Below are 26,163 nucleotides of genomic sequence, written 5' to 3'. Positions count from 1 at the left end.
CCGTTGGCGAACGTCCGGGCGCAGATCCTCAGCCCTGCCGTCATCACAGCCCTCACGCCACCGCCTCCTGCGGACGCGCCTGACGCATCATCATCGCGGTCAGGTCGGCAATGCGATCACGCATCTCGCGACGGTCGCAGATCTGGTCGATGGCGCCGTGATCGAGCAGGAATTCCGAACGCTGAAAGCCTTCCGGCAAGGTTTCGCGCACAGTCTGTTCGATCACACGCGGGCCGGCGAAGCCGATCAATGCATGCGGTTCTGCGATGTTGATATCGCCCAGCATCGCGAACGACGCCGACACGCCACCGGTGGTGGGATGGGTCAGCACCGAGATGTACGGCAAGCCTGCTTCGCGCAGGCGACCGAGCGCTGCGGAGGTCTTGGCCATCTGCATCAGCGAAAACAGACCTTCCTGCATGCGCGCGCCGCCACTGGCGGCGAAGCACACGAACGGGCAGCCCACTTCCAGTGCCACTTCGGCCGCACGCGCAAAGCGCTCGCCGACCACCGAGCCCATCGAGCCGCCCATGAAGGGAAAATCGAAGGCGGCCGCAACTAGCGGGTTGCCCTTGAGCGTGCCGCGCATGGCGATCAGCGCGTCGTACTCGCCGCTGGCCTTTTGACTGGCCTTGATGCGTTCGCCGTAGCGCTTCTGGTCCTTGAACTTGAGCACGTCGACCGGACTCAGCTGGGCGGCGATTTCGGTGGTCGCGGTTTCCGGGTCGAACAGCGAGTTCAGGCGCGCGCGGGCGCGAATGGCCATGTGGTGGTCACACTTCGGACACACCTCCAGGTTCTCCTCAAGCTCCGGGCCGTACAGCGCGCTGCCGCAGTTGCTGCACTTTTCCCACAGCCCCTCGGGGACGCTGCGCTTCTTGGCCGGGGTGTTCTCGGTGCGGATGCCGGAGGGCATCAATTTGCTGAGCCAACTCATGCGTTTATGACAATCCATGCAGGGCGGCGATGCGGGCCGCAGAGGGGCGACAGTCTAACGCAGCGCCCCAGGCTGGTGCAGCGCGCGGGGCAGTGGCGGATGGCCGGGGTTCTGGCGGGGCTTGCTGGAGATGGCTGTTGGGCGCTGCGCTGCGGGCTGGTGGTTGACGCAACCTCCGCTAACACAGCCTCGCACCGCTTGACGTCTACCCCCTCCCCTCCCCTTCCCACAGGAGAAGGACTAACGCCGCACCGCCTTTCCCACGCAGCGAGCGCTAACCGGGCCTGCTGCGCAGGTGCCTCACTGCGCCTGATCCAGCGCCTGCCGCAGCGGGGCCAGGAAGGCTTCGGCGCGTTCGCGGGCGCTGCGCACATCCTCGGCTTCGGACAGGGCCGCGACCAGCGCGCTGCCGACCACGACACCGTCGGCATCGACCGCCATCGCGGCGGCGCTGGCAGCATCCTTGATGCCGAATCCTGCCACCACTGGTGCGCCGGCGCGCTGGCGCAACTGGCGCAAGCGATCGCTGGCCGCGTGGGTATCGAGCAGGTTGGAGGCGCCGGTCACGCCGGCAAAGCTGACGTAGTACAGATAGCCCTGCGCGGTGCTGCACAGCATGTCCAGACGTTGCTCGCTGGTAGTCGGCGAGGCCAGCGCGATCAGTGCCAGCCCGACCTCGGTGAAGATTTCGCGGGTTTCTGCCGCTTCTTCGGGAGGCAGATCGACCAGCAGCACGCCGTCCACACCAGCAGCGACGGCGGCTTCGGCGAAGCGCCGTGTGCCGTGAATCTCGATCGGGTTGAGGTAGCCCATCAGCACCACCGGGGTGGTGGCGTCTTCGCGGCGGAATTCGTGCACCGCTTCCAGCACGTAGGCCAGGCCGGCGCCACGCCCCAGCGCGCGCTCGGAACTGCGCTGGATGGTGGGGCCATCGGCCATCGGATCGGAGAACGGCACACCCAGTTCGATCACGTCGGCACCGGCGCGCACCAGCGCGTGCATCACCGGCACGGTGGCTTCCAGCGATGGGTCGCCGGCGGTAATAAAGGGAATCAGCGCCTTGCGGCCGGCCTGACGCAGGGCGTCAAAACGCGCAGCGATCCGGTCTGGCGCACGGCTCATGCGCAGCCCTCCACCAGTTGCACGGCGTCCCAGCTTCCCCAATACATCGATGTCACAGTGCCTTCTCCGGTTTCATAGCGAACGGCGAACCCGCCTTGCGGGTCGCGCCACGTCAAATAAAGAGCGTTGCCGCCATCGCGGCCGTACTTATGCGGTTGGACGCTGTAGCCGGATGGCAGGCGCGCACGCGCGTCCGCTTCGCTGTCGCCAACGCGGATACCGAACGGACCCACCGGGCCGGAGTCGGTAACGTCGAAACGGACGATGCGATCGGCTTCGACCATCATCGCCACGCCGTTGGGTAACAGCCCGGCTTCCACATAGCCGCAATGTCCCAGCGGCCCCGCATTGAGCGGTGCCCAGCGCGCACGTGGCTCCAGCTCACTGAAGTGCTGGCCAACACGTACCTCACCGCTACGGTCCAGCACGGGGGCAGATGCCGCAGCACAGGCCAGCGCAGACATGCACAGCAGCGACACACCACCGCCCAGCGTGCGCATCTGCGCTGCGATCACAGCACCATGCCCTCGCGCGCGGCGATGGTGTGCACGTCCTTGTCGCCACGCCCGGACAGGTTGCACAGGATCAGTGCGTCCTTGGGCATCTCGCGCGCCAGCTTGATCGACTGCGCCACTGCGTGGCTGGATTCCAGCGCTGCAAGAATGCCCTCGGTGTGCGCCAGCAGATGGAAGGCCGCCATCGCCTCGTCGTCGGTGATGCCCTGATACACGGCGCGACCACTGTCGGACAGGAATGCGTGCTCGGGGCCGACGCCGGGGTAATCCAGGCCCGCGGAGATCGAATGGGTTTCAGTGATCTGGCCGTCGTCGTCGCAGATCACGTAGGTGCGGTTGCCGTGCAGCACGCCGGGGCGTCCGGCAGCGATGGACGCGGCATGGCGGCCGGTGGCGATGCCGTCGCCGGCGGCTTCGGCGCCGTAGATCTTGACGCCCGGATCGTTAAGAAACGCGTGGAACAGGCCGATGGCATTGCTGCCGCCACCGACGCAGGCGCTGATCGCATCCGGCAGGCGGCCGTAGTCCTGCAGCATCTGCTCGCGTGCTTCGCGGCCCACGATTGCGTTGAAGTCGCGCACCATGCGCGGGTACGGGTCCGGGCCGGCCACCGTGCCGATGATGTAGAAGGTGTCGCGCACATTGGTGACCCAGTCGCGCATCGCCTCGTTAAGCGCGTCCTTGAGCGTGGCCGAGCCGGAGGTCACCGGAACCACCTTCGCGCCCAGCAGCTGCATCCGGTAGACGTTGATCTTCTGCCGTTCGATGTCGGTAGCGCCCATGTAGACCACGCACTCCAGGCCCAGCCGTGCCGCCACCGTGGCACTGGCCACGCCATGCTGGCCGGCGCCGGTCTCGGCGATGATGCGGGTCTTGCCCATGCGGCTGGCCAACAGGGCCTGGCCGATGGTGTTGTTGATCTTGTGCGCGCCGGTATGGTTCAGGTCTTCGCGCTTGAGCAGGATTTGCGCACCGCCCACTTCGCGACTGAGCCGCTCGGCGTGATAGATCGGGCTGGGCCGGCCGACGTAGTGCTTGAGGTCCTTGTCGTATTCGGCGATGAACGCCGGGTCCTGACGCGCCTGATCGTAGGCGGCAGAGAGTTCCTGCAGCGGGCCGATCAAGGTCTCGGCGACAAACCGGCCACCGAACTTGCCGAAGTGACCGGCAGCGTCGGGATAGGCGTAAAAGTCACTGATGGGCTGGGCCGACATGGAGATCCTCTGCAGCGATGCGGTCATACGCGAAGCCGCCACCTTACCGCAGCCAGGCAATGCGATAAATCGATAAGATTGCCGCAACCTGTGATCTGGACTCACACATGAGTACCGTGCTTCCACCGCTGGCAGCGTTGCGCGCCTTCGAGGCCGCCGCTCGCCTGCAAAGCGTCAGCCGCGCCGCGCAGGAACTGCACGTCACCCATGGCGCCATCAGCCGCCACGTCCGTTCGCTGGAACAGGCGCTGGGCGCGGCGTTGTTCGCCCGCCAGGGCCGCGGCCTGGTGCTGACGACTGCGGGCGCCCGCCTGCGCGATGCCACCGGCGAAGGCTTCGCGCTGATCGCCGATACCTGGGCCGCGTTGCGACGCCCGGCCAGCGAGGCACCGCTGGTGCTGGGCTGCTCGGGCAGCCTGCTGGCACGCTGGGTGATTCCGCGGCTCGGCCTGCTGCAGCGCGACCTGCCCGACCTGCGCCTGCACCTGTCGGCCAACGAACAACCGCCCGGCCCGGATCTGGACGGCCTGGACGCCGCCTTGCTGCTGGACACCCCGCCGTGGCCCGCCGAATGGCAGGTGCACGAGCTGGGCGTGGAATGGATCGGCCCGGTGCTGAGTCCGCAGCTGGCAAGCGCATTGCAGATCGACGGGAAACCTCCGGGCGCCCTGCGCGACCATCGCCTGCTGCACACACGCTCGCGGCCGCAAGCCTGGCCGGAGTGGGCACAGGCGCATGGCGTGGCGCCCGACGCGCTGCGCTTCGGCACCGAGTTCGAGCATCTGGTGTATCTGCTGGAAGCTGCCGCCGCCGGCCTGGGCATCGCAATCGCCCCCTACCCGCTGGTTGCTGCCGATCTGGCGGCCGGCCGGCTGTTGGCACCGTGGGGATTCACCGCCACACGCGGGCGCTGGGTGCTGTGCGCCGCCAGGCGCAATCCGGACCCACGCATCGAACGCCTTGCCGGCTGGTTAGGCGAGGCATTGGCAAAGGATCAGTTCACGCCAACGACGCGGAACACGGGAGGAGCCTGAGCTTCCATCGCGAAATCGCCTCGCCAAGCAGCGCGCAAGCGCGGCTGACAAACCGTAACGAGAAGTGGCGGGGATGGGTGTGGACGGCACGCTTGGAACCGTAGGGCATGCGTACTCGATGCCACAACGAGCAGCGGCCGCGCCCGCCGACGGTGAGCGCAGCAGCTTTGTCAGCAGCACTGAAGTCGACTGCGCGCGTTACAAGACGAGCGCAGCGGCTCAAGGAATTTGCAGGGATCAAAGAGTCTGAGCAGCCAGCCAGGTGGCGAATGACCGAATGACTGCGCGCGACCGCTCGCCATTAACAAAACACGAGCCACAAGCAGCCGTCCAAAACCAATCACACCACCGCAGCAAACCCGCTCTTACCAATCCCCAATCCCAACTCACCAATCCCCAACCTACGACATCTCGTGGCAATCGGCCCGCCGCACTTCTTCCACGAACTTGCGCATCTTGTGGCCGTCCTTGATGCCGGGCGCCAGCTCCACGCCGCTGGACACATCCACGCCCCACGGCAACGTCGCCACGATCGCGTCGAACACATTATCGGCCGTGATGCCGCCGGCGAGCAGAAACGGGCGATGCAGCCCGGTGGGTAGGCGCGACCAGTCGAAGGTCTTGCCGGTACCGCCGCCTGCGCCAGGCGCATGGCTGTCGAACAGGAAACCGGCCGAATTGGGAAAGGCCAACTGCAAGGTACGCGCGTTGGCATCCTCACCGTTCACCCCGGCGCTGCCCATCGGCACGGCCTTGAGATACGGCAGATTGAAGCTGCGGCAGAACGCGTCGTCTTCCTCGCCGTGGAACTGCAGCAGGGTCGGCCGCACGGTGCGCACCACCTCGCGGACTTCTTCCTTGGAGTTGTTGCGGAACAGGGCCACTACATCGACCATCGGCGCGGTGGCCTGGCGCATCGCGCGCGCCTCGGCCGGCGCCACGCGGCGCGGGCTGCCGTGCGCGAAGATGAAACCCACCGCGTCCACACCCAGCTCCCCGGCCAGTCGGATGTCTCCGGCGCGGGTCATGCCACAGAACTTGATACGGGTGCGGTACAGCGATCGATTCATTGGGTCACCTCGGCAGGCAGATGCCACTCTGCAGGATACAGAGGCCCGATAAACACCAGGCCTTGTGGCGGCGCTGTTGGCCCGGCAACCGTGCGGTCGCGCCCGGCGAGCAACGTCGCGATCCAGTCGGTCGGTTGCTCGCCGGTTCCGATCAAAATCAGCGAGCCAACAATATTCCGCACCATGTGATGAAGGAATGCATTGGCCTGTACCTGCACCTCCACCACCTCACCGATGCGCTGCACGGTGATGGCCTGCAGGTTGCGGCGCGCATGCAGGGCCTGGCACTGCACGCTACGGAAGGCGCTGAAGTCGTTTTCGCCCAACAGCGCCTGCGCGGCGGCATGCATGGCATCGGCATCGAGCGGCCGACGCTCCCAGCTCAGCGTCTGTCGATACAGCGCCGGACGGATCTGACGATTCAGCAGGCGGTAGCGATAGCGGCGCGCACGCGCGGAAAAACGCGCATGGAAGTCATCGGCGGCCGGCACACACCAGCGCACCGCGATCGACGGCGGCAGTCGCGCGGTGGTGCCCAGCATCCAGCCACGCAGTTCGCGCCGCGCGTCGCTGTCGAAATGCACCACCTGGCATTCGCCATGGACGCCGGCATCGGTGCGACCCGCGCACACCACCTGGATCGGCGCGTCGGCAACCGACGACAACGCCGCCTGCACGCTGGCCTGCACACTCGGCCCACCGTGCTCGCCCAACTGCTGCCAGCCCTGAAACTCGCTGCCGTCGTACTCCACGCCCAGCGCGTAACGCATCGGTACCTGCCTGTTGATTGAATCGGTGAGGCGTCTGCATCACATGTTGCGAACCGCTAAGCGCGCAGTCGAACAGTGACGCCGACAGCGCGCGACGGATGCTGCCGGTGCATGGTACATCCCGGCCACTCGCCCACAGCGTTTGCCAGCGACCCGCCGTCGTCGACGGCTGGCGTCAAGCCGCGGCGCGCTCGGACCAGACCGCCAGCGTGCTGCCGCCGGGCTCGCGGAAATGAAACCGGCTGCCACCGGGAAAGCCGAACACCGGCTTGACGATCTCGCCGCCTGCCGCGCGCACGCGCTCCAGCATCGGTGCCAGGTCGTCGGCATACAGCACCACCAACGGGCCACCTTCTGCCGGGGCGGGCACCGTGGTGCGATAAAAGCCCCCGTCCAGACGGCCGTCGTTGAAGGCCAGGTAGTCCGGGCCATAGGCCTGAAACTGCCAGCCGAACACGGTCTCGAAGAAGGCTCGGCTGGCGTCGGGATCGATGGAAGCGAACTCCACGTAATCGATCCGCCGCTCGCGCACCGTGACGCTATCCATGGCCGGACTCACGTCAGCCGCTCCAGCAACTGGGCCGCTTCGGCGCGGGTGGCGTCGTCGCCGGTGGCAGCGACTTCGAGCAACAGACCGCGTGCGGTGTCCTTGTCGCCCAGGTCCATGTAGGCCAACGCCAATTCCAGGCGATCGCGCCCGGCCGAGGCGAATTCCCTATGACTCACCGCGTTGGGCATCCCCACCGGGACAACCGGGGCCTGCTCGACATCGTCGGGATGTTGCAGCATGTGATTGAAGTCGAAGCCGTCCTGGACGGAGGCAGCCGCTAGCGCCGATGGGCGCTCGCCAAGGGCGTACTCCGGTTCGATCTGTGGCGACGACACATCAGAGTCCTGAGCAACCTCAGGTTCCTGATAGGTCACATCGGGCTCCGCCACCGGCGCCGGCGGGGATGCGCGCAGCGCACGCCATTCGTCGCTGTTGATCACTGGAGCCACAGCCACCGGTTCGGTCAGCAGCGGTTCGCGACGCAACACGTCCGACAGCGGCGTTTGCGTGTCATGGGCGCGCTCGTCCTCGCGCAGGTTGGCCTGTTCGAATTCGGTTTCATGCAGCACATCGTGCTCGCTGGGCTCGGTGGCCTGCGGGTCGTCCTGCTGCTCGTTGGTCTCCACTGGAGCCAGGGGCGGCGCGAAGTCGAACTGGCGGCGCGGCAACGGCGGCAGCGGCGAGGGTTTGCGGCGACGCGCCGCCAGCCATGCGACCACGGCCGCCACGATCAACACCAGAGCTCCAATCAACCACAGCGGAAAGCCGCCGCCTTGCGGGTTGGCCTGCGGCGCGTCGGCCAGACGCTTCTGCGCGGCCGCCAGGTCGGTGTCCTTCATGGCGATCAAGGCTTGCTGTTGCTGCTTGAGCTTTTCCAGATCGGCCACGCGCGAGCGCAGGTCCTGCAATTCCGCATCGCGGGTAGCGATGTCTTCCTTGGCCTGTTGCAACTGTTGGTTGGCCGCCATCTCGCCCTCGCCTTCGGCACTGGTGCCGGACGTGGCGCCGGCTGTGTTGGTCTGACTCGCCACTGCCGGGGCGATTTCGAGCCGCGCGCCGGCACCGGCCGCGGTGGATGCCGCCGGTGCGGCGGGGGCAGGCGTCGCTGCAGCAGCGGCACCGGCATCGGCCGGCTGCGGAATGGCCGAGCGCGCCTGCCGCCACTGGGCGGCCTGCTCGCGCACCATCACCGCCGCTTCGGCCGCACCGACCTGCGCCAGCGCGTCCTCTTGCGGCGTACGCAACACGGCGCCCTGTTTCAAGCGATTGATGTTGCCGTTGACGAAAGCGTCCGGATTGGTCCGCAGCAACGCCAGCATGGTCTGATCCAGCGAATGTCCGCTGGAGCGTGCCAGGCCCGCTGCAATTTCCGACAAGGTCTGGCCCGAGCGCACAGCCGGCAATGCATCGCCGGTCTGCGTGGCGGCGGGGGCGGTTGCGGCGGCACGCGTTGGCGCAGCTGCAGCGCCAGCGTCCCGGTCAGCGCGTTCCACCGCCGGAGCCGCCGCCGGCTCGCGTGCAATCGTGTTGCTGGCGCCGGCACGCGGCGCGTCGATGGCCGGTTCGGCAATCGCGGCAGCGGTGTTGGGCGCATCGACCAACGCGGCATATTCGCGCACCAGACGGCCCTGGCTCCACTCCACTTCGATCAAAAAATTGATCGCAGGCTGGTCCACCGGCTGACTGCTGGTCACGCGGATCACCGCACGCCCGCGCGCGTCTTGCGCAAACTGGAACTGCAGGCTGCTGACCAGACCCTGCGGCCGCTCCAGACCGACGCGCGCAAAGGTGGTTGCCGATGCCAGCGCCACACGTGCGTTGTCGAGCTCGCCCGGCTCGTTGGAAATGACCGGAATCTCGGCCACCAACGGTTGCCCGGGTTTGGACAGCACCCGGATATCGCCCAAGCCCAACGCCATGGCGGCGCCGCTGCACGCCATCAGCAGCAACGCACCTATCCCTTGTATCGGACGCATCGCGCCCCTGCCCCTATGTTTCATGGACATCAATATAGCCGCTGAATGAGCGAAAAAGTCGTTCGTGTCTCGCGCATGCGCCGCGCTTGCGATGCCGCAATGCGACATCGGTGCAGATGCGCAGCTGCGGGCGGTGAATCGGTAGGCCGATCAGCTCATCACATAAGAAGGAAGAAGACCTGCTGCGGCTGCTGCGGGGTGCGCGCAGAGCGCAGCAGCTTCGACTGCTGCCTTGATCGATATCGGCTTGTGCAGAGATCGATCGCGGCCGGACCTTTGCGAGCTGGGCCAACCGGGGCTTCATTCGAAAGCGCACTGCAGTGCAGTGCAGTGCAGTGCAGTGCAGTGCAGTGCAGTGCAGTGCGATCAGTCTTCGCCGCCAATGCATGTCACATGCGAGCGCCTTCTTACGACAGGCACTTTCTTATCCCGACACTTGGTCGTCAAAAGCCTCAACCCACCAGCTCGTGTAGGAGCGCACCTGGGCGCGATGAGCCGTCACGGGGACAGCCCTCGCGCCCAGGTGCGCTCCTACACGGCAGGTGGATCGGTTTTCCTGTGTGACCAGACCGGTCAAGTGCATTGCTTCGAAGGTAGCTGCAAGGAATGCATGCCCCATAGAAGTGCCCCTCTACGCAGGACACTTCGTTACCAACCCACTAGATCGTTGACGGCCAAAACCACCGGCTCGTGTAGGAGCGCACCTGGGCGCGATAAGCCGTCACGGGGACAGCCCTCGCGCCCAGGTGCGCTCCTACAAGGCAGGTGGATCGGTTTTCCTGTGTGACCAGACCGGTCAAGTGCTTTGCTTCGAAGGTAGTTGCAGGGAATGCATGCCCCATGCAAGTGCCCTTCTACAAAGGACACTTCGTTACCGCCGCGCTAGATCGTTGACGGCCAAAACCCACCAGCTCTTGTAGGAGCGCACCTGAGCGCGAGGACGCGTCATGGGGACAGCCCACGCGCTCAGGCGCGCCCCTACATGGCAATGGATCAACCTTCCTGTGCGACCAGTTCGGCCAGCTGCACGGCGTTGAGTGCGGCGCCCTTGCGGATGTTGTCGGAGACGATCCACAGATTGAGACCACGCGGGTGCGATAAGTCCTCACGAATACGGCCGACGAACACCGCATCCTTGCCCGAGGCATGCGTCACCGGCGTCGGGTAGCCGCCCGCCTTGTGCTCGTCCACCACTTCCACGCCCGGCGAGGCTTCCAGCAGCGCGCGCGCGGCTTCGACGGTGATCTTTTCGCGGGTCTCGATGGCGACCGCTTCGGAGTGGCCGAAAAACACCGGCACGCGTACCGCGGTGGGATTCACCTGGATGTTCTCATCACCCAGGATCTTGCGGGTCTCCCAGACCAGCTTCATCTCTTCCTTGGTGTAACCGTTGTCCTGGAAGTCGTCGATGTGCGGGATCAGATTGAAAGCGATCTGCACCGGGAAGCGCTGCGGGTCGATTTGCTGGAAGCTCAACAGCTCGCTGGTCTGCTTGCCCAGCTCTTCCATCGCCGAGCGGCCGCCGCCGGACACCGACTGGTAGGTCGCCACGTTGATGCGCTCGATGCCGTACTTGCGGTGAATCGGGCCCAGCGCCACCAGCATCTGCATGGTCGAGCAATTGGGGTTAGCGATGATGCCGCGCGGGCGCTGGTTTAGCGCTTCGGGATTGACTTCCGACACCACCAGCGGCACGTCGTCGTCGTAGCGGAACGCGGAGGAGTTATCGATCACCACCGCGCCGGCAGCGGCGAACTTGGGGCCGTATTCCTTGGACACGCTACCGCCTGCGGAGAACAGCGCGATGTCCACGCCGGTCGGGTCGAAGTCGGCCAGATCCAGCACGTCGACCTTGCCGCCATTGAACTCGACCTGCCCACCGGCCGAGCGCGCCGAGGCCAGCGCGTACAAATTGGCGACCGGAAAGTTGCGCTCGGCCAGGATGCTCAGCATGGTTTCGCCGACAGCGCCGGTGGCGCCCACGACCGCGACATTGAAACGACGGTTTTCGTTGCTCATGAGAATGTCTTTATCGAAAGAGTGAAGAGGGGAACGCGCTGCGCGTGGGTTCGGGGAACCTCCAACGCTGGCTGTGGAGGTTCCCTATCGTTTGGTCGCGCCGGTTTTGCTGGCGTCCACGATCGTACCGCCGCGTTTGGCGGCTGCGATCGCATCAGCATTGAGCGCGCTCGGCGGATGCCCGGCGTTGGGGCCATGGCCAAGCGCGGCAATCAGGTTGTCCACCGCCAGCTGCACCATGGCACGGCGCGTGGCCAGGCTGGCGCTGCCGATATGCGGGGTGAGCACCACGTTGTGCAGGGCCAGCAGCTCCGGGCGCACCGCAGGCTCGCCTTCGTAGACATCCAGGCCGGCACCGGCAAGACGCCCATTGGCCAACGCATCGGCCAGCGCGAGCTCATCGACGATGCCGCCGCGCGCGATGTTCACCAGCGTGGCGGTGGGCCGCATCTTGGCCAGCGCGGCAGCGTCGATGATGTGGTGCGACTGCTTGCCGTAAGGCAGCACCAGCACCAGGTGATCGGACTGCGCCAGCAAGCTGTCGAGGTCGACGTAGTGCGCGTTGAGGTCCTGCTCGGTCTGCGCCGGCAACTGACTGCGGTTGTGATACAGCACGCGCATGCCGAAGCCGTGCGCGCCGCGGCGTGCAATGCCCTGCCCGATCCGGCCCATGCCCAGAATACCGAGCGTGCTGCCGTGGATATCGGCACCGAGCATGGTCTTGAACGACCACTGCCCCCATTGCCCGTCGCGTAACCAGCGCTCGGCCTCGGTGATACGGCGCGCGGTGGCCATCAACAACGCAAAGCCCAGGTCGGCAGTGGTTTCGGTCAACACGTCGGGCGTGTTGCTGGCCAGGATGCCGGCCGCGCTCAGCGCGTCGATATCCAGATTGTTGTAGCCCACACCGACATTGGCGATGGCGCGCAGCTGCGGGGCCGATGCGATTTCGACCGCGCCCACGCGCTCGTTGAGCGTGATCAGTGCGCCATCGACGCCGGCCAGGTGCGCGGCCAGCTGCTGCGACGAATACGCGGTGACGCCTGCAGTGGTGGTCAGCGCAAAATGCGCGCTCAGCTGTTCGACAACGTCGTCGAACAGCGGCTGGCTGACCCAGACCTTGGGGCGTTTCGTTTCAGACATCGATCTGACCGGGGATGCGCGGCGAGATCTCGCCGACATCACCGCATTGCGCGCGATGACGCAGCGCCTGATCCATCAGCACCAAGGCCATCATCGCTTCGGCGATCGGGGTGGCGCGGATGCCCACGCATGGATCGTGCCGACCGGTGGTGATCACATCCACGACCGTGCCGTCTGCGTCCACGGTTGCACCGGGCAGGCGCAGGCTGGAGGTCGGCTTGAGCACCATCGACGCGGTCACCGCCTGGCCGGTGGAAATGCCGCCCAGAATGCCGCCGGCGTGATTGCTGAGAAAGCCTTCCGGGGTGATCAGGTCACGGTGTTCGGTGCCCTTTTGCGCGGCACTGGCAAACCCGTCGCCAATCTCCACGCCCTTGACTGCATTGATGCTCATCATCGCGGCAGCCAGCTCGGCATCGAGCTTGCCGTAGATCGGCTCGCCCCAGCCGGGCGGCACGCCGCCGGCCACCACGTCCACGCGCGCACCGACCGAATCGCCGGACTTGCGCAGCGCATCCATATAGGTTTCCAGCTCCGGCACCTGCTCGGCGTGCGGCCAGAAGAACGGGTTGTCTTCGACCGCATTCCAGTCGAAACCGGTCGGGCGGATCTCGCCCAGCTGCGACAGATACCCGCGCACCAGCACGCCGTAGCGCTGCTTGAGCCACTTCTTGGCAATGACGCCCGCAGCCACGCGCATGGTGGTTTCGCGCGCAGACGAGCGCCCACCGCCGCGTGGATCGCGGATGCCGTATTTCTGCCAGTAGCTGTAGTCCGCATGGCCGGGACGGAACTGCTGGGCGATGTTGCTGTAGTCCTTGCTGCGCTGATCGGTGTTGCGGATCAGCAGCCCGATCGGCGTGCCGGTGGTGCGGCCTTCGTACACGCCGGACAGGATCTCAATCTCGTCGGCTTCGCGGCGTGCGGAGGTATGCCGGCTCTTGCCGCTGGCACGGCGCTGCAAGTCCAGGGTGAACTCTTCCGGCGCCAGTTCCAGGCCCGGAGGGCAGCCATCGACAACGCAGCCGATCGCCGGCCCATGCGATTCGCCGAAGGTAGTGACCGTCAACAGGCGGCCGAAACTGTTACTGCCCATAACGGCATCCTCTCAACATTGCAGCAGGTGGCAGCGCGCGCACGATGCGCGGCAGATGCCGTGCCGCCACCAGCATCGGTGCCACGGCCAACACACTGCCGACCACCACCAGAAACAGGTCCAGCGCGAACCGCTCACTGAGCAGCCACTCGGCGAGCAGATACAGCGCCGTGCCGACACCACCCAGCAAGCCAAGCGCCACGCCCACGCTGCGGCGCCGATGCGCACGCAATACCGCATCCGAGCTGGCCGCCACAATCCAGGCCGATACCAGACCGAAGAACGCGATCGACCCGAAGCCGATCTGCGCTGCGACGCTCCACCAGCCCTGCGCGGTCGGACCGCCGTACATCGGGTCGAACAACTGCAATACCACGTCGACCAAAGCAAACGGAATGGCCGCCCCGAAGACGGACACCGGCACCAGCAGCACGATATCGATCAGCTGCGGACGGGATACGGGCGCCTTAGCGCGCACCGGCCAACTCGGTGATGCGCGCGCTGTGCGCAATCAACTCGCGGCATTCCACCGCAAAGATGCCCATCTGCCCAACCTTGAACTCGACCCAGGCAAGATCCACTTCCGGCAGCAGCTTGATCAGATGCTGCTCGGACTCGCCCACTTCGCAGATCAACAGGCCGTCTTCGCTCAGGTGCTGCGGCGCATCGCGCAGGATCTTCAGCACCAGGTCCAGGCCATCGTCGCCGGCACGCAAGCCCAGCTCCGGCTCGTAGGAATACTCCTGCGGCAGTGCGTCGGTCTCGTCGTTGGTGACGTACGGCGGATTGGTGACGATCAGATCGTACTGACGGCCCGCCAGCCCGGTGAACAGGTCGGACGTGAGCAAGCTGACATTGTCGGCATGCAGGCGCGCCTTGTTTTCGGCGGCCAGCGCCAGCGCGTCGTCGCTGATGTCCACGCCATCCACCTCCCAATGCGGGTTGTAGTGGCCCATGGCGATGGCGATGCAGCCCGAGCCGGTGCACAGGTCCAGCGCGCGGGTGACTTCGCGACCGCCCAGCCAGGGCTCGAAGCCGGATTCGATCAATTCGGCGATCGGCGAGCGTGGTACCAGGGCGCGCGCATCGCTCTTGAAACTCAGGCCGGCAAACCAGGCTTCGCCGGTCAGATAGGCCGCCGGCACGCGTTCGGTGATGCGGCGCTCGAACAGGCCCAGCACGCGTTCTTTTTCATCGCGCAGCAGGCGCGCCTGGCCATACGCCGGGCCCAGGTCGTGCGGCAGATGCAGGCTGTGCAGCACCAGCTGGGTGGCTTCGTCCAGCGCGTTGTCATAGCTGTGACCGAAGGTGAGACCGGCTTCGTTGAAACGGCTGGTGCCGTAGCGGATCAGGTCGATGATGGTGTGCAGTTCGTCGGCCGCGGCGGCAGTCATGGCAACAACTAAAAAGGAATCGGCCCACGATTATAGAGGTCGGATCGGTATCATGAGCGTCCGTTGCACTGGAAACCGCCATGTTCAATCGCAATACCGGCATCGTGCTACTGGTGGCGCTGGCCGCCGGTCTTGGGTTGTTGCTGGGCCAGAAGTTCTTCGGCGGGACGCCCCGCTCGCCCTGGCCGCCCACTCAGACCATCACGTTTTACCCGCAGCCGCGCCCCTTGCCGCAGTTCAGCCTGCGCCAGTCCGATGGCACCCAGTTGGTGTCTGGCGAACTGAAAGGGCATTGGTCGCTGGTGTTTTTGGGGTTCACCTTCTGCCCGGATGTCTGCCCGACCACGCTGACCGATCTGGCGGTGGCGCAGCAGCAGTGGGAAAGCATCCCCGACGGGCTGCGCCCGCGCGTGTTGTTCGTGTCGGTGGACCCGCAGCGCGACCCGCCTGCGCGGCTGGGCGAGTACGCCCACGCCTTCCACAAGGACACGCTGGCGGCCACCGCAGACGTGCCGGCGCTGGAACGCTTTGCCACCGCGCTGGGCTTGGTATTCCAGAAGGTGCCGGGCAAGAACTTCGATCAGAACCCCAACGACTACAGCATGGATCACTCGGCCGGCATCGCCGTGCTCGATCCGCAAGGCCGCCTGACCGGCCTGATCCGTCCGCCGCTCGACCCCAAGGCGATTGCCGCCGACCTCCAACAGCTGACCAAGGTAACCGCTCCGTGAGTTTCGTCACTTCCCTGACCTACGTGCTGCCGCATCGGTTGCTGTCCTCCATGGCGCGCGCGCTGGCGTACTCGGACACGCCTTCGACCAAGCAATGGTTGATCGACACGGTGACGCGCAAGTTCGGGGTGGACCTGAGCGAAGCGCAGGAACCGGACCCGCGCGCGTACCCCACCTTCAATGCGTTCTTTACCCGCGCATTGAAGCCGGGCGCACGTGTGCCCGATGCCGACCCGGCAACCGTGTTGATGCCGGCCGATGGCCGTATCAGCCAGCTCGGCCCGATCGAGAACGGGCGTATTTTCCAGGCCAAGGGCCAGTCGTTCACTGCAGCCGAATTGCTCGGCGACGCGGCAGCGGCCGCGCCGTTCAACGACGGCCTGTTCGCGACGGTATATCTGTCGCCCAAGGACTACCACCGCGTCCACATGCCGTGGACCGGCACCCTGCGCGAAACCGTGCATGTGCCGGGCCGCCTGTTCAGCGTGGGCCCGGGTGCGGTGCGCAACGTGCCGCGGTTGTTTGCCCGCAACGAGCGCCTGGTGTGCCACTTCGACACCGAGTTCGGCCCGATGGCCTCGGTGATGGTGGGTGCGCTGCTGGTATCTGGCGTGGAAACGGTCTGGAGCGGCGTGGAGATCCCACGCTACGGCGATCGCATCACGCGCAAGGATTACCGTGGCAAGGGAATCGTCTTGGAGCGGTTTGCGGAGATGGCGCGCTTCAATTACGGCTCGACGGTGATCGTGCTGCTGCCACCGGGTGTGGCCAAGCTCGATGGCGCACTTGCCGCAGAGACGGCGGTGCGTCTTGGGCAGGCATTGGCACGTCGCCAGGTGGGCTGACGCGGGGCGAAGCGGCCAGCATTCGGATGCTGCATTTGATTGAGGCGCGGCTCGACGGTGATCGTGTTGCTGCCACTTGGTGTGGCCACGCTTACCGGTGGATTGGCTGTAGAAACGTCGCTGCGGCTGGAGGCAGGCGCTAGTGGGCTGGGCCGCAGCGACGCGGCCGGTCGCGTTGTTGTTGGTTGTTGGTTGTTGGTTGTTGGTTGTTGGTTGTTGGTTGTTGGTTGTCGTTAGTCGTTAGTCGTTAGTCGTTAGTCGTCACCGCATTCTTTCAAAGCACGTTGCATCGCTGGAAACAGCCAGCGCACGCTCTTTCACCTGCACTTCCAGCCGCCGGATATCGGCGACCTTCAGGATCTTCGATGACAACACGGATGTTGCGCTGGCCGCTGGCGATTGCGCTGCTCACGGCAGTGACCGGCTGCGGCCACAAGAGCGAGCAACAACAGTTGGACGATCTGCGCGGTGGCCTGCAATACCGTGGCTACCGGCACTTCAGCGAACATGGCTTACCGATCGCATTTGCGGCGTACCAGCGCGGCGGTGCCCTGCTGGAGACCCCGCCCGCGCCGTTGACCGCCGACGACATCTGCATGCTGCACGCCATGCTGTCCTACACGGCGCTATCGGCGAACAAACTGCTGCCGGCGATCGCCGAGGCCGACCTACTGGAGCGCGATTGCGCTCCACAGGGGCGCGTCATCGCCACCGCATTGCGCTCGGTGGCCTACGAACGCAAGCAATGGCCGCAACTGGCGCAACAGTCCAGCGACAGCCTGTGGAAAAACAGCACCGATCCGGAAGGCGACTTCGCCACCTTGGTGATGCTGCACGTGGTGATGGCCTATGCCGCGATGCAGGACAAGCGCTGGGAAAACGTGGTGCTGCATGTCGATGCGATTGCGCTGGCGGTGCGTGCACCGTGGCTGGGCGAACTGGCACGCGCCGGGCTGGACCTGGCCGAGCACCGTTATCTGGCTGGCTTACGCCGTCTGAAACGGCTCAGCGAAAATCCCGGCGTACCGCCGGAGGTGCGCGCCGAACTGCAGACCTTGATCCTGCATGTGGAAGCAGAGAGCGGCGACCTGGATTCCAATCTGGTCATCGCCCGCATCCTCAGCCGTTTCATGTGGCAGGCGATCAAGCAGAACGGCTCGCCGGTGATGCAACAGGCGATGCAGTTTGCAGAGCAGCAGGCGCAGCGCTTTGGTCCCGAGGCGTTGCGCCAGAGCTGGCGTGCGCGGTGGACGCAATGGTGGGACGGCCTCAAGGCACGCTGGAGCGAGGACGGCGGCTCGCCGCCCTCCTCGCAGACAGGTATGGCACCATCTGCGCGACCTGCTTAAACGCCGCTGACAAACGACTGCGCTCGCTGCCAGGCGGGCGCAGCCGATGCTCGGTGCGGCATGGACCACGCGTACACGTTGTTCCTGAGCGCCCCGTCGATACCCACCTGACGGCTGCTCGCCACATTTTTTCAACCGCTCCAAGTGAGGTGCTGCAATCTGCGATCGCAGCACCTCACACTCAGCGGTCGCAGCCTGTCAGCTTGATGCTCTGCCCTGGCTTTAACGCATAGGCCGGTGCCTTCAGGCCATTGGCCTTGGCCAGTTCCTTGATCTCGCACTGGTACTTCTGCGCCACGCGGCCGAGCGTGTCGCCCTTGGCGATGGTGTAGCTGCGTGCCTGCTTTGCCTTCGGTTTGGCGACCACCGGCTGGCCGGTGGCCACGGTGGTCGGCACGCCAGCCATCGGGCTGACATCGCCCACCGCCACGGTGGGCGTGTACTCGGTTGCGCTGCTGCGCACGATGGCGCTGTTGAGATCGGCAGTGATCAAGGTGCGCGCCAGGTCCGCACGTGGACCATTCACGCAGTAACGCGTGTACAGGCTGGCGATGCGGTTGGTGGCATTGATGACGGTGCCGGCCGGAATCCAGCCATCGGGTTCATAGCGCGGGTTGAGGTTGCGCAGTGCGCGCATATAGCCCTCGCGGACGCCCATGCCGCCCAGGCAGATGGTCAGCTCATAGATCGTGGTGGACTTGGCGAGCTTGAGCGTGGCCGGCTGCGCGTCGAGCTTGGGGAAATCGACGCCGTACTGGCGCGGGTGCAGGAAGATCCACGCCGCCGCGATCACCATCGGCACGTAGTCCTTGGTTTCGGCCGGGAACTGGTTGTAGACGTCCTGCTCCCAGAATCCGCGCCCGCCGGTCTGCGAAAACACCCGTGCAGCACGGCCTTCGCCACCGTTGTAGGCAGCCAGCGCCAACTCGATACTGCGGTTGAGGCCGGCCATGCGCTCGTTGAGATAGGCGGCGCTGGCTTCGGCGGCGCTGCGTGCATCGAAGCGCGTGTCGAAGCCGCTGCCGTCCGGGCCCAGCCCGAAACGCCGCCCGGTGGCCGGCATGAACTGCATCAGCCCGGCCGCACCGGCGCGCGAATTGGCGTGCACCTTGCCGTTGGATTCCTTGGCCATGATGCCGAACAGCAACGCTTCGGGCAGGCCGCGTTTCTGCCATTCCGGCCACATCACGCCGCGCAGGTTGCTGTAGTTGTCGTAGCTGGTCATCAACGCCGGGCGCATATCGGTCAGCCAGCGACGGATGCCGGCCTGCACGGCCGGGTTGTACTGCACCATCTTGTCGAACTCGTGGCGCTGGTCGTTGAGCAGGGTGGCCGCACGCGCCGCCTCGGGCACGCCATTGGCGGCCGGGCCGAGATGATCCGGGTCGGCCTGCAGCAGGGTGTCGTCGTCTTCCGGGTCTTCGGCGGCAGGCGCTTCGGCATCGGCACGCGCCTTGAGCAGACGCTTATAGGTAGCCAGCTGATTGGCAACCAGACAGCCGCGCTGCTTGATGCAGGCGTCGATGACATCCTCCATGTCCTCCAGTGCGGCGTCGCCTTCGGCGGTGCCCTTGGGGTCGGAGTTGTTCACCAGCACCAGCGCATCGCGGTAGCGCTTTTCGGCCGCGGCCATGCGTGTATCGAGCACGGCAGCCTTCTCCGTGTCGCGCTTGGAGATGGCGTGGGCGGCGGGGACGACAGACATCAGCGCCACCACAGCCAGGACAGGCCATGGGCGCAAACCAAAATGAGCGAGCGGCATCGGAGACAGTGCAGCGGAAAGGCAGGCAGGGTAGCCGCCGGGACGACACCGGGGCAAGGCGATGCCGCCGGCAGGTCAGTGGCGCGTTAGCTTGGCGCGCCTGCCCGATCCATTGAAAACGGGCGAAGCCGGTTGTCTGGCAGCGGCGAGCACGGTGTCGACCTTGCTGGAGACAGGCGCCGGCTCGCCGCACAGCCTGACTGTCAGAACTCATACGTCGCCCGCCGATTTGTGCGGCAACGTTGCCCGCTAGAATCCGGTCTTTCCTCACCGGATCTGCCCAATGGCCTCTTTCCTGCTCGGCAAAGGTGTCACCGACGATATCCCGGTCGTGCTCGAAGGCCGCTTCGGCAACCGCCATGGTCTGGTGGCCGGCGCCACCGGCACCGGCAAGACCGTGACCCTGATGACCCTGGCCGAAGGCTTCTCGCGCTTGGGGGTGCCGGTGTTCCTGGCCGATGTGAAAGGCGACGTGGCCGGCCTGGCTGTGGCCGGCGACGGCGCGCCCGGCGTGCTGCAGCGCGCCACGGATGTAGGCATCGCCGATTACGCGCCGGCCGCCAGCCCAGTGGTGTTCTGGGACCTGTACGGGCAGTTCGGCCACCCGGTGCGCACCACGGTCAGCGAAATGGGCCCGACCCTGCTCGCCCGCATCCTGGAACTCAACGACACCCAATCCGGCGTGCTGGACATCGTGTTCAAGCTGGCCGACGACCGCGGCCTGCTGCTGCTGGATCTGGACGATCTGCGTGCCCTGCTCGCGCTGGTGGTGGAAGAACGCAAGGAGCTGTCCACCAGTTACGGGTTGGTCTCGGCGCAATCGGTGGCCGCGATCCAGCGCGCGCTGCTGCGGCTGTCGCAGGACGGCGGCGAGCAGTTCTTCGGCGAACCGGCGCTGGAACTGGCCGAGCTGATGCGCGTCGCGCCAGACGGACGCGGAGTAATCGGCATCCTGGCGGCCAACCAGTTGGTGCTCAAGCCGCGGCTGTACTCGACCTTTCTGCTATGGCTGCTGTCGGAGTTGTTCGAAGGCCTGCCGGAAGTGGGCGATCTGGACCAGCCCAAGCTGGTGTTCGTCTTCGACGAGGCGCATTTGCTGTTCGAGGACGCGCCTGCGGCGCTAGTGCAACGCATCGAGCAGGTGGTGCGATTGATCCGCTCCAAGGGCGTGGGCATCTATTTCTGCTCGCAGTTTCCCGATGACATTCCCGACAATATTCTTGGCCAGCTCGGCAACCGCGTGCAGCATGCGCTGCGTGCCTACACGCCGCGCGACCAGAAAGCGGTCAAGACCGCGGCGCAGACCTTCGTGGCAAATCCCAAGCTCGACGTGGCCACCGCCATCTCCAGCCTGGGCACCGGCGAGGCGCTGGTGTCGCCACTGCAGGGCAAGGGCGTGCCAGCGCCGGTGCAGCAAACCCTGATCGCCCCGCCGCGCTGCCGCATGGGCGCCATCAGCGCACCCGAACGCGCGCAGGTACGCGCGGCCAGCCCGGTGGGCACGCGCTACGACACCGCGATCAACCGCGAATCGGCAGCCGAGCTGTTGGCACGCCGCGTCGAACAGGTCGCCGCGCAGACCGCCGCCCCGCCCGCCCGCACCCGCGAGCAAGAGGAAACCCAGGACAGCGGTTTCGGAAAAGCGGTCAAGGACGCGGTGTTCGGCACCGGCCGCCGCCAGGGCATGTTGGAAACGATGGCCAAACAAACATCGCGCACCATCGGCAGCAAGATCGGGCAGCAGATCGTGCGCGGGATTTTCGGCAGTATTTTTGGTGGGAGGCGTTGAGGGCTTTCGAACATGACAAGGACGTAAATCATGCAACGCATCTACCGGTATCGCCTGGGATTTGGCCTATTGCTGCTCATCGCAGCAACCTGCTCCGCACAGCAGTTACGCAATCCCGATTACGACGATACAACTGGTTCCGACTATGAACCGATCGAATGGTCATTACGCAGACAGCATCTGCTGGCCGGACACTACAACGGAAAAATCCAGGTAACGGTAGATCGAACAGACTGCGCTGCAGCCACTGCAGATTTGCGCCTTGACGCGATCAAAGGACGCCCAGAGAGTCGTCACTACACATTGAGTTACACATGTTTATCGGGACAGGATCCGGACTACCGCAAACGAACCGTGACGTTGCGTAGCACCTGGTGGATAGATGAGATCGCAGGTAGCTGCCTGATACTCGAACGGGAGCCGGACGCAGCGCGCAACCCTCCCCTCGCCTATCCGTTATATGGCTTCCGTATCAGCGAAAACACACATCCCAAAGCCGTCACGTGCATCCTGCTCTCGCAGGATGGCTCGGACTGCCAGAGTGGCGGCGCGTCCGAATACGTCGACAAAACACTCAAACGTGTGCGCTGAGCTCAGCGCCACTATTGACTGGCTCCGGCAACCCGCAAGTTGCCGGACGATACGATTGACCGAACTCTGATTACTCCAGCACGCCATGCAATTTGGCGTACTGCAGCAACATGATGGTCTTGGCGTCGGCAATCTCGCCGGATGCGATCATCAACAGCGCAGAGTCGAGCGACAGTTCCAGCACCTCGATCTCTTCGCCGTCTTCTTCCACGCCGCCACCGTCGCTCACCTTGTCGCCGTCGAAGTATTCGCCGACGAAGAAGTACAGGCGTTCGGTGACCGAGCCCGGGCTCATGAAGGCCTCGAATACCTTGCGCACGTTGTCGATGCGGTAGCCGGTTTCTTCTTCGGTTTCCTTGCGGATGCAGGTCAGCGCATCGTCGTGGTCGAGCAAGCCGGCGCAGGCTTCGATCAGCATGCCATCCGGGTTGCCATTGAGCAGCGTCGGCAGGCGGAATTGCCGGGTCAGCATCACCGTCTGCTTGGCACGACTGTAGAGCAGGATGGTGGCGCCGTTACCGCGGTCATACGCCTCGCGCGACACCGTCTGCCAGCGGCCGTCCTTGCGCTGGAAGTCGAAGGTGACCTTGCGCAGCACATACCAGTTGTCGGACAACACATCGATGCTGCGAATGCGAACCTGCGGGGTGTCGGCGACAGATGGATTCAAGCAGAACTCCTTGCGATAGGGGGAATGACTGAGCCACCGCGATTGCACGGCAGCGCGTGCCGCCTGCAGCAACGTCGCCACATGGCCGGCAGCCGACCGGTAGCGAACCATAGGTTCCACGCAGAAGTCCATTGCGCGGCCGATGGTTCCTGATGCCCGATGGCTCGCCCGTCGCAATGCGTTCAATCGTTGTAAGCCAGCTACATGCCGGCGGCACCATCGGCGCTTTTTTGCAGCTGACCATGCAGGACCCGCCTACGCCGCCTGTTAACGCCACGATATCCACGGCGCCAGGCAGCGCAGCCGCAGGATTGCGTGCGGCAGGCAGCGGATCCCACCCAGATCGACGTCCCCGGGCAGCCGCGCTATCCCAATTGCACCCAGCCGCGCATCGCCGCACAATCCCGGCACATCACACGCTTGGGGAGCGTCATGGAAGACCGTTTTCGCGCGCACAGGGTTGCCGCACAGGCTGCACCTGCACCGTTTTGGACCCGCATCCCGGCGATCGCCACTTATCCGCTGCGCGGCTCGGCACTGTATGCGTTGATCGCACTGACGCTGTGCAGCGCGCTGCTGGTGTTGCCGGGCATCCTCAAACTGGTGGTCATGGGCGTGCTGGGTATGGCGACCTACACCTATGCCTTCGACATCCTGCGCCATACCGCCGATGGTCAGCCCGATGCGCCAAGGCTCGGCTACAACAGCTTCGACAGTGCGGTGCTGCGTTTGATCCTGCTGGCCTTTGCACTGGGCATCGTGATCGGCGTCGCCGCCGCGCTTGCAGGTAAATTCGGGCTGACCATCGCTTATCTGGGCACCATGCTGTTGCTGCCCGGCATGCTGATCTCGCTCGCCATCGATGGCAGCCTGCGCCGCGCGCTCAATCCGGCGGTGTCGATCGACATGGCGCTGCGGATCGGCTGGCCGTATCTGGCCGCCTACGGCTTGCTTTACGTGATCCAGGGCAGCGGTACCGCAGCGGTCTTCGTCGCACTGAAATATCTGCCGCCGCTGGTACGCGAGGCGACGGTGATGATGACCTCGATCTGGACCCTGTTCGCCAGTTTTCATCTGCTCGGGTATCTGGTGTACCAGTACCACGAAGCGCTGGGCTATGTCCCTAGCGGCGGGGCTGCGCACGAACGCGCCGACCCGGATCAGCGCCTGCTCGACGAGGCCGAACAGTACGTGCGCGACGGGCATTCCGACGAGGCGTTCCAAGCCCTGCGTGGCGCGGTCCGCTCGCGCGCAGTGAGCCTGGCAGTGCACGAGCTGTATCAACGCCTGCTGCGCCAGCACCATCGCAACGACGAGCTGCGCGAGCACACCCGGCAGTACATCAACCGCTTGTTGCAGGAGAAGCAGGAGCGCCGCGCGCTTGCGTTGCAGCGCGAAGCCCTGGACAGCGACGCCGCGTTTACCCCGCTGCTCCCGGGACAGGCCACGCTGCTGGCCGAGCGCGCCAAGATGGCCGGGCAGTTTCAGCTTGCGACCGATGGGCTACTGGCCGCCATCGCAGGCTGGCCACGCGATCCGATGCTGCCCAGCTGGTCGCTGGATGCCGGGCTGATGCTGGCCGAGCGTTTCGGCCGCGATGAGCAGGCGCGCGTCATCCTGCAAAGCGCCTTGGGGCATTGCGACGATGCCGCACAACGCGCAAAGCTGGATGCGGCGTTACGGGCGGTTGCGATCCAACCGGCGTAGCGCATCTAACAAAAGGAATGCGCTCACCGCCAGGCGCGCGCGGCCGGTGCGCGGTGCGGCATGGACCACTCGTACGCCCTCTCCGCGCAGTCCACACCCACCTGACGACTACTGGCTACATTCTGTTAGCCGCTCTTGGCAGTCCAACACACATCGCCGCAGCCGGACGGTGGCGGCCAGCCCTCAAAACCGGTTTGACCCACCTCATAAAGCGCCTGCATAGCCGAAAGTGCGCGCGCTCGGCTCTCAGAACGGCATGTAGTGAGTACTGAGCGCACCATCCAATCGTACCGACGACCGCTCGCTGGGCTCGGCTGGCCGCTGCTGATACGGCTTTAAAACGCCTGCCACCGATACCTCCGAAATCCACTCGAACACGCAGCTGCGTCAACCGTTCTCAAGCAGGAAACGCGCTTTGACCGCCTGCCCCTGCTCCGGAAATTGATCGCGCACCAGCTGCAACACCCGCGTGCCCTGTTCGCCGGCCTGCAGTTCGCCGTGCCGCAACGCCAGCACAAACCACTGCTGGGCCAGTTCGGCGCGTGGCGCCTCGATGTCGCACTCCTTCAACAAACGTTCGGCATCGGCCAGCAACCCGGTACGCAGGCACGCGCCGACCAGGGCCATGCGTGCCGGTAGCGCAACGGCGATCGTGTCCTTGCTCAGTTCTGCTGCCACGCCCAGCTGGACGCGTGTCTGTTGTGCGTTATGGCTGGGCAGGTGCAACAGCGTCTGCGCGTGGCGCACGGCGTCCTGCGTGCGTCCGGCGTTGCGGGCCACGCGGTAACGGGCCAGCGCAACGTCCGGGCTGTGTGGCGTCTCGCTGGCAAGCTCGGCGAGCAGCCGCTCGGCTTCAAGGTTCTCCATGCGACCCAGATGGCGCTGCGCCCGCTCCCAGCGGTCGTCCACCTGTGCGGCGGCGTCCTCGTCCATGAAGGCCGGGCGGGTTTGCCGCACCGCCACCAGCAACGCACCGAGCAGCGCACCGCTGACCAAGCCGCCGGCATGCGCTTCGAAGGCGACACCGCCGTTATCGCTGCCCAGCAGGCTGTACAACTCCCAGCCCAGCCACAGTGGCAGCAGCAGAATCGCCGGCCCACGCACATAGTTGAAGACCACAAAAAACCAGTAGAAAAACCGCACCCGACGGCGGCCCCACACCACGCAGAACGCCCCCATCAATGCGGCGATCGCACCGGACGCGCCCAGCCCGCCACCGGGCTCGCCCCAGCGCCACCACAGACTCGTCGCGCTGGCGCCAAACCCGCCCAGTAGATACAGCAGCAGAAACCAGCCGCTGCCGATCGCCCCTTCCAGCAAGGTACCCAGCGCCAACAGAAACACCATGTTGCCGAGCAAATGATCGAAGTCGCCATGCAAGAAGGTGGCCGTCAGCATCCGCGCCGGCGACCACTCCGAACTGCGTTGCAGATGACGCAGCGTGAACACCCTGGACAGGCGGGCATCGTAAGGCGCACGTAGACCGCGCCATTCGCGCATCTGCTCCTCGTCCTTAAACAACGCGCCGCCGCGCAAGGCCTGCGCAAAGGCGACATCGTGCAGTGTCAAATGCGCCAGATACGCGATGCGCTGCGGTGCCGGCACGCTGTCCAGCTTGCCCTGTCGCGCGGTGCGCAGCTTGGGGTCGGTAGTCTGCGCCAGGTAGCGTGCGTGGGCCTGCGCTTCCAGTGTGCCCAGCCCCGACGCGACGTAGTAATGCACAGCATTTTCGACCAGCGCATCGTCCTTGCGCTGATAGCCTACATAGACAACGACATTGATCAGCACCAGCAGCAGCGTCACCCACGGAATGTTCTGGCGCGACCAGGGTTTGTGCAGCGGCATGAGCAACATGACAACGTCCGTGTCCGAGAATGGC

23 protein-coding genes and 2 other RNA genes are annotated in these 26,163 nt (G+C 65.4%); 9 read left to right on the top strand and 16 right to left on the bottom strand.

What is annotated here, in order from left to right:
- Positions 1-52: 52 nt before the first annotated feature.
- The 4 genes from accD to trpB all read right to left on the bottom strand — a co-directional run bounded on the left by accD (position 53) and on the right by trpB (position 3,788).
- Positions 53-937 (bottom strand): acetyl-CoA carboxylase, carboxyltransferase subunit beta, encoded by an 885-nt coding sequence (gene accD, locus ASF90_RS12080; RefSeq protein WP_055850055.1) that lies wholly within the window; start codon positions 935-937, stop codon positions 53-55.
- Positions 938-1,237: 300 nt separating this feature from the next.
- On the bottom strand, positions 1,238-2,059 hold the full coding sequence (trpA, locus tag ASF90_RS12075) for a tryptophan synthase subunit alpha (RefSeq protein WP_055850053.1): 822 nt from the start codon (positions 2,057-2,059) through the stop codon (positions 1,238-1,240).
- The gene (locus ASF90_RS12070) at positions 2,056-2,574 is read right to left on the bottom strand and encodes a hypothetical protein (protein ID WP_055850051.1); all 519 of its coding nucleotides are present in this window, start codon (positions 2,572-2,574) and stop codon (positions 2,056-2,058) included. The genes trpA and ASF90_RS12070 overlap by 4 nt, the downstream gene beginning before the upstream one ends.
- On the bottom strand, positions 2,571-3,788 hold the full coding sequence (gene trpB, locus ASF90_RS12065) for a tryptophan synthase subunit beta (protein ID WP_055850419.1): 1,218 nt from the start codon (positions 3,786-3,788) through the stop codon (positions 2,571-2,573). Before trpB ends, ASF90_RS12070 begins: the two co-directional genes overlap by 4 nt.
- Positions 3,789-3,895: 107 nt before the next feature.
- Here trpB and ASF90_RS12060 point away from each other — a divergent pair, with 107 nt between their 5' ends.
- Positions 3,896-4,822 (top strand): LysR family transcriptional regulator, encoded by a 927-nt coding sequence (locus ASF90_RS12060; RefSeq protein WP_055850049.1) that lies wholly within the window; start codon positions 3,896-3,898, stop codon positions 4,820-4,822.
- A gap of 401 nt (positions 4,823-5,223) precedes the next feature.
- Here ASF90_RS12060 and ASF90_RS12055 read toward each other — a convergent pair whose 3' ends face one another.
- The 9 genes from ASF90_RS12055 to prmB form a co-directional block, all read right to left on the bottom strand.
- A complete protein-coding gene (locus ASF90_RS12055; RefSeq protein WP_055850047.1) occupies positions 5,224-5,892 on the bottom strand; it encodes a phosphoribosylanthranilate isomerase in 669 nt (222 codons plus the stop codon).
- On the bottom strand, positions 5,889-6,662 hold the full coding sequence (gene truA / locus ASF90_RS12050; RefSeq protein WP_055850044.1) for a tRNA pseudouridine(38-40) synthase TruA: 774 nt from the start codon (positions 6,660-6,662) through the stop codon (positions 5,889-5,891). Before truA ends, ASF90_RS12055 begins: the two co-directional genes overlap by 4 nt.
- 175 nt (positions 6,663-6,837) lie before the next feature.
- Positions 6,838-7,209: a VOC family protein gene (locus tag ASF90_RS12045; protein WP_193552494.1), complete on the bottom strand. Its 372-nt coding sequence runs from the start codon at positions 7,207-7,209 to the stop codon at positions 6,838-6,840.
- 8 nt (positions 7,210-7,217) lie between these two features.
- A complete protein-coding gene (locus ASF90_RS12040; RefSeq protein WP_082473498.1) occupies positions 7,218-9,188 on the bottom strand; it encodes a FimV/HubP family polar landmark protein in 1,971 nt (656 codons plus the stop codon).
- Positions 9,189-10,181: 993 nt separating this feature from the next.
- Entirely contained in the window at positions 10,182-11,207 is a 1,026-nt protein-coding gene (locus ASF90_RS12035; protein ID WP_055850037.1) for an aspartate-semialdehyde dehydrogenase, read from the bottom strand.
- An 84-nt stretch (positions 11,208-11,291) separates the two neighbouring features.
- Entirely contained in the window at positions 11,292-12,350 is a 1,059-nt protein-coding gene (locus ASF90_RS12030; RefSeq protein WP_055850035.1) for a D-glycerate dehydrogenase, read from the bottom strand.
- Positions 12,343-13,446 carry a chorismate synthase gene (gene aroC, locus ASF90_RS12025; protein ID WP_055850032.1) on the bottom strand — a complete coding sequence of 368 codons (1,104 nt, stop codon included), beginning with the start codon at positions 13,444-13,446 and terminating at the stop codon, positions 12,343-12,345. Before aroC ends, ASF90_RS12030 begins: the two co-directional genes overlap by 8 nt.
- The gene (locus ASF90_RS12020; protein ID WP_055850030.1) at positions 13,436-13,924 is read right to left on the bottom strand and encodes a hypothetical protein; all 489 of its coding nucleotides are present in this window, start codon (positions 13,922-13,924) and stop codon (positions 13,436-13,438) included. The genes aroC and ASF90_RS12020 overlap by 11 nt, the downstream gene beginning before the upstream one ends.
- Positions 13,914-14,840 (bottom strand): 50S ribosomal protein L3 N(5)-glutamine methyltransferase, encoded by a 927-nt coding sequence (gene prmB / locus ASF90_RS12015; protein ID WP_055850029.1) that lies wholly within the window; start codon positions 14,838-14,840, stop codon positions 13,914-13,916. Before prmB ends, ASF90_RS12020 begins: the two co-directional genes overlap by 11 nt.
- 80 nt (positions 14,841-14,920) lie before the next feature.
- Between prmB and ASF90_RS12010 the strand changes: the two genes are divergently transcribed.
- The 4 genes from ASF90_RS12010 to ASF90_RS22205 all read left to right on the top strand — a co-directional run bounded on the left by ASF90_RS12010 (position 14,921) and on the right by ASF90_RS22205 (position 17,902).
- Positions 14,921-15,571 (top strand): SCO family protein, encoded by a 651-nt coding sequence (locus ASF90_RS12010; protein WP_055850027.1) that lies wholly within the window; start codon positions 14,921-14,923, stop codon positions 15,569-15,571.
- Positions 15,568-16,416, top strand: coding sequence for an archaetidylserine decarboxylase (gene asd, locus ASF90_RS12005; RefSeq protein WP_055850025.1), 849 nt, complete (start codon positions 15,568-15,570; stop codon positions 16,414-16,416). Before ASF90_RS12010 ends, asd begins: the two co-directional genes overlap by 4 nt.
- A gap of 365 nt (positions 16,417-16,781) precedes the next feature.
- Positions 16,782-17,765: a hypothetical protein gene (locus tag ASF90_RS12000; protein ID WP_236699245.1), complete on the top strand. Its 984-nt coding sequence runs from the start codon at positions 16,782-16,784 to the stop codon at positions 17,763-17,765.
- A 60-nt stretch (positions 17,766-17,825) separates the two neighbouring features.
- A non-coding RNA gene (locus ASF90_RS22205) (sX9 sRNA) lies at positions 17,826-17,902 on the top strand.
- A 44-nt stretch (positions 17,903-17,946) separates the two neighbouring features.
- Here ASF90_RS22205 and ASF90_RS11995 read toward each other — a convergent pair.
- A complete protein-coding gene (locus tag ASF90_RS11995; RefSeq protein WP_055850021.1) occupies positions 17,947-19,527 on the bottom strand; it encodes a transglycosylase SLT domain-containing protein in 1,581 nt (526 codons plus the stop codon).
- Between the two features lie 283 nt (positions 19,528-19,810).
- Here ASF90_RS11995 and ASF90_RS11990 point away from each other — a divergent pair, with 283 nt between their 5' ends.
- Both ASF90_RS11990 and ASF90_RS22195 read left to right on the top strand, forming a co-directional pair.
- Positions 19,811-21,316, top strand: a complete 1,506-nt coding sequence (locus ASF90_RS11990; protein WP_055850019.1) for a helicase HerA-like domain-containing protein — start codon at positions 19,811-19,813, stop codon at positions 21,314-21,316.
- A gap of 30 nt (positions 21,317-21,346) precedes the next feature.
- Positions 21,347-21,907, top strand: a complete 561-nt coding sequence (locus ASF90_RS22195) for a hypothetical protein (RefSeq protein ID WP_082473497.1) — start codon at positions 21,347-21,349, stop codon at positions 21,905-21,907.
- Positions 21,908-21,977: 70 nt separating this feature from the next.
- Here ASF90_RS22195 and nudK read toward each other — a convergent pair whose 3' ends face one another.
- Positions 21,978-22,577 carry a GDP-mannose pyrophosphatase NudK gene (gene nudK / locus ASF90_RS11985; protein ID WP_055850418.1) on the bottom strand — a complete coding sequence of 200 codons (600 nt, stop codon included), beginning with the start codon at positions 22,575-22,577 and terminating at the stop codon, positions 21,978-21,980.
- A 432-nt stretch (positions 22,578-23,009) separates the two neighbouring features.
- Here nudK and ASF90_RS11980 point away from each other — a divergent pair, with 432 nt between their 5' ends.
- Together ASF90_RS11980 and ASF90_RS22190 are read left to right on the top strand one after the other, a co-directional pair.
- Positions 23,010-24,284 carry a hypothetical protein gene (locus ASF90_RS11980; protein WP_055850417.1) on the top strand — a complete coding sequence of 425 codons (1,275 nt, stop codon included), beginning with the start codon at positions 23,010-23,012 and terminating at the stop codon, positions 24,282-24,284.
- 60 nt (positions 24,285-24,344) lie between these two features.
- Positions 24,345-24,415: non-coding RNA, sX9 sRNA (locus tag ASF90_RS22190), on the top strand.
- Positions 24,416-24,671: 256 nt separating this feature from the next.
- On the opposite strand, the gene ASF90_RS11975 is transcribed toward ASF90_RS22190, so the two are convergent.
- Positions 24,672-26,138, bottom strand: a complete 1,467-nt coding sequence (locus tag ASF90_RS11975; RefSeq protein WP_055850017.1) for a rhomboid family intramembrane serine protease — start codon at positions 26,136-26,138, stop codon at positions 24,672-24,674.
- Positions 26,139-26,163: the final 25 nt, after the last annotated feature.

It is taken from the genome of Xanthomonas sp. Leaf148 (genome assembly GCF_001423585.1).
GTDB lineage: Bacteria > Pseudomonadota > Gammaproteobacteria > Xanthomonadales > Xanthomonadaceae > Xanthomonas.
The sequence above is the reverse complement of the archived record's forward strand: the minus strand, read 5'-3'. Positions and strand labels throughout refer to the sequence as shown.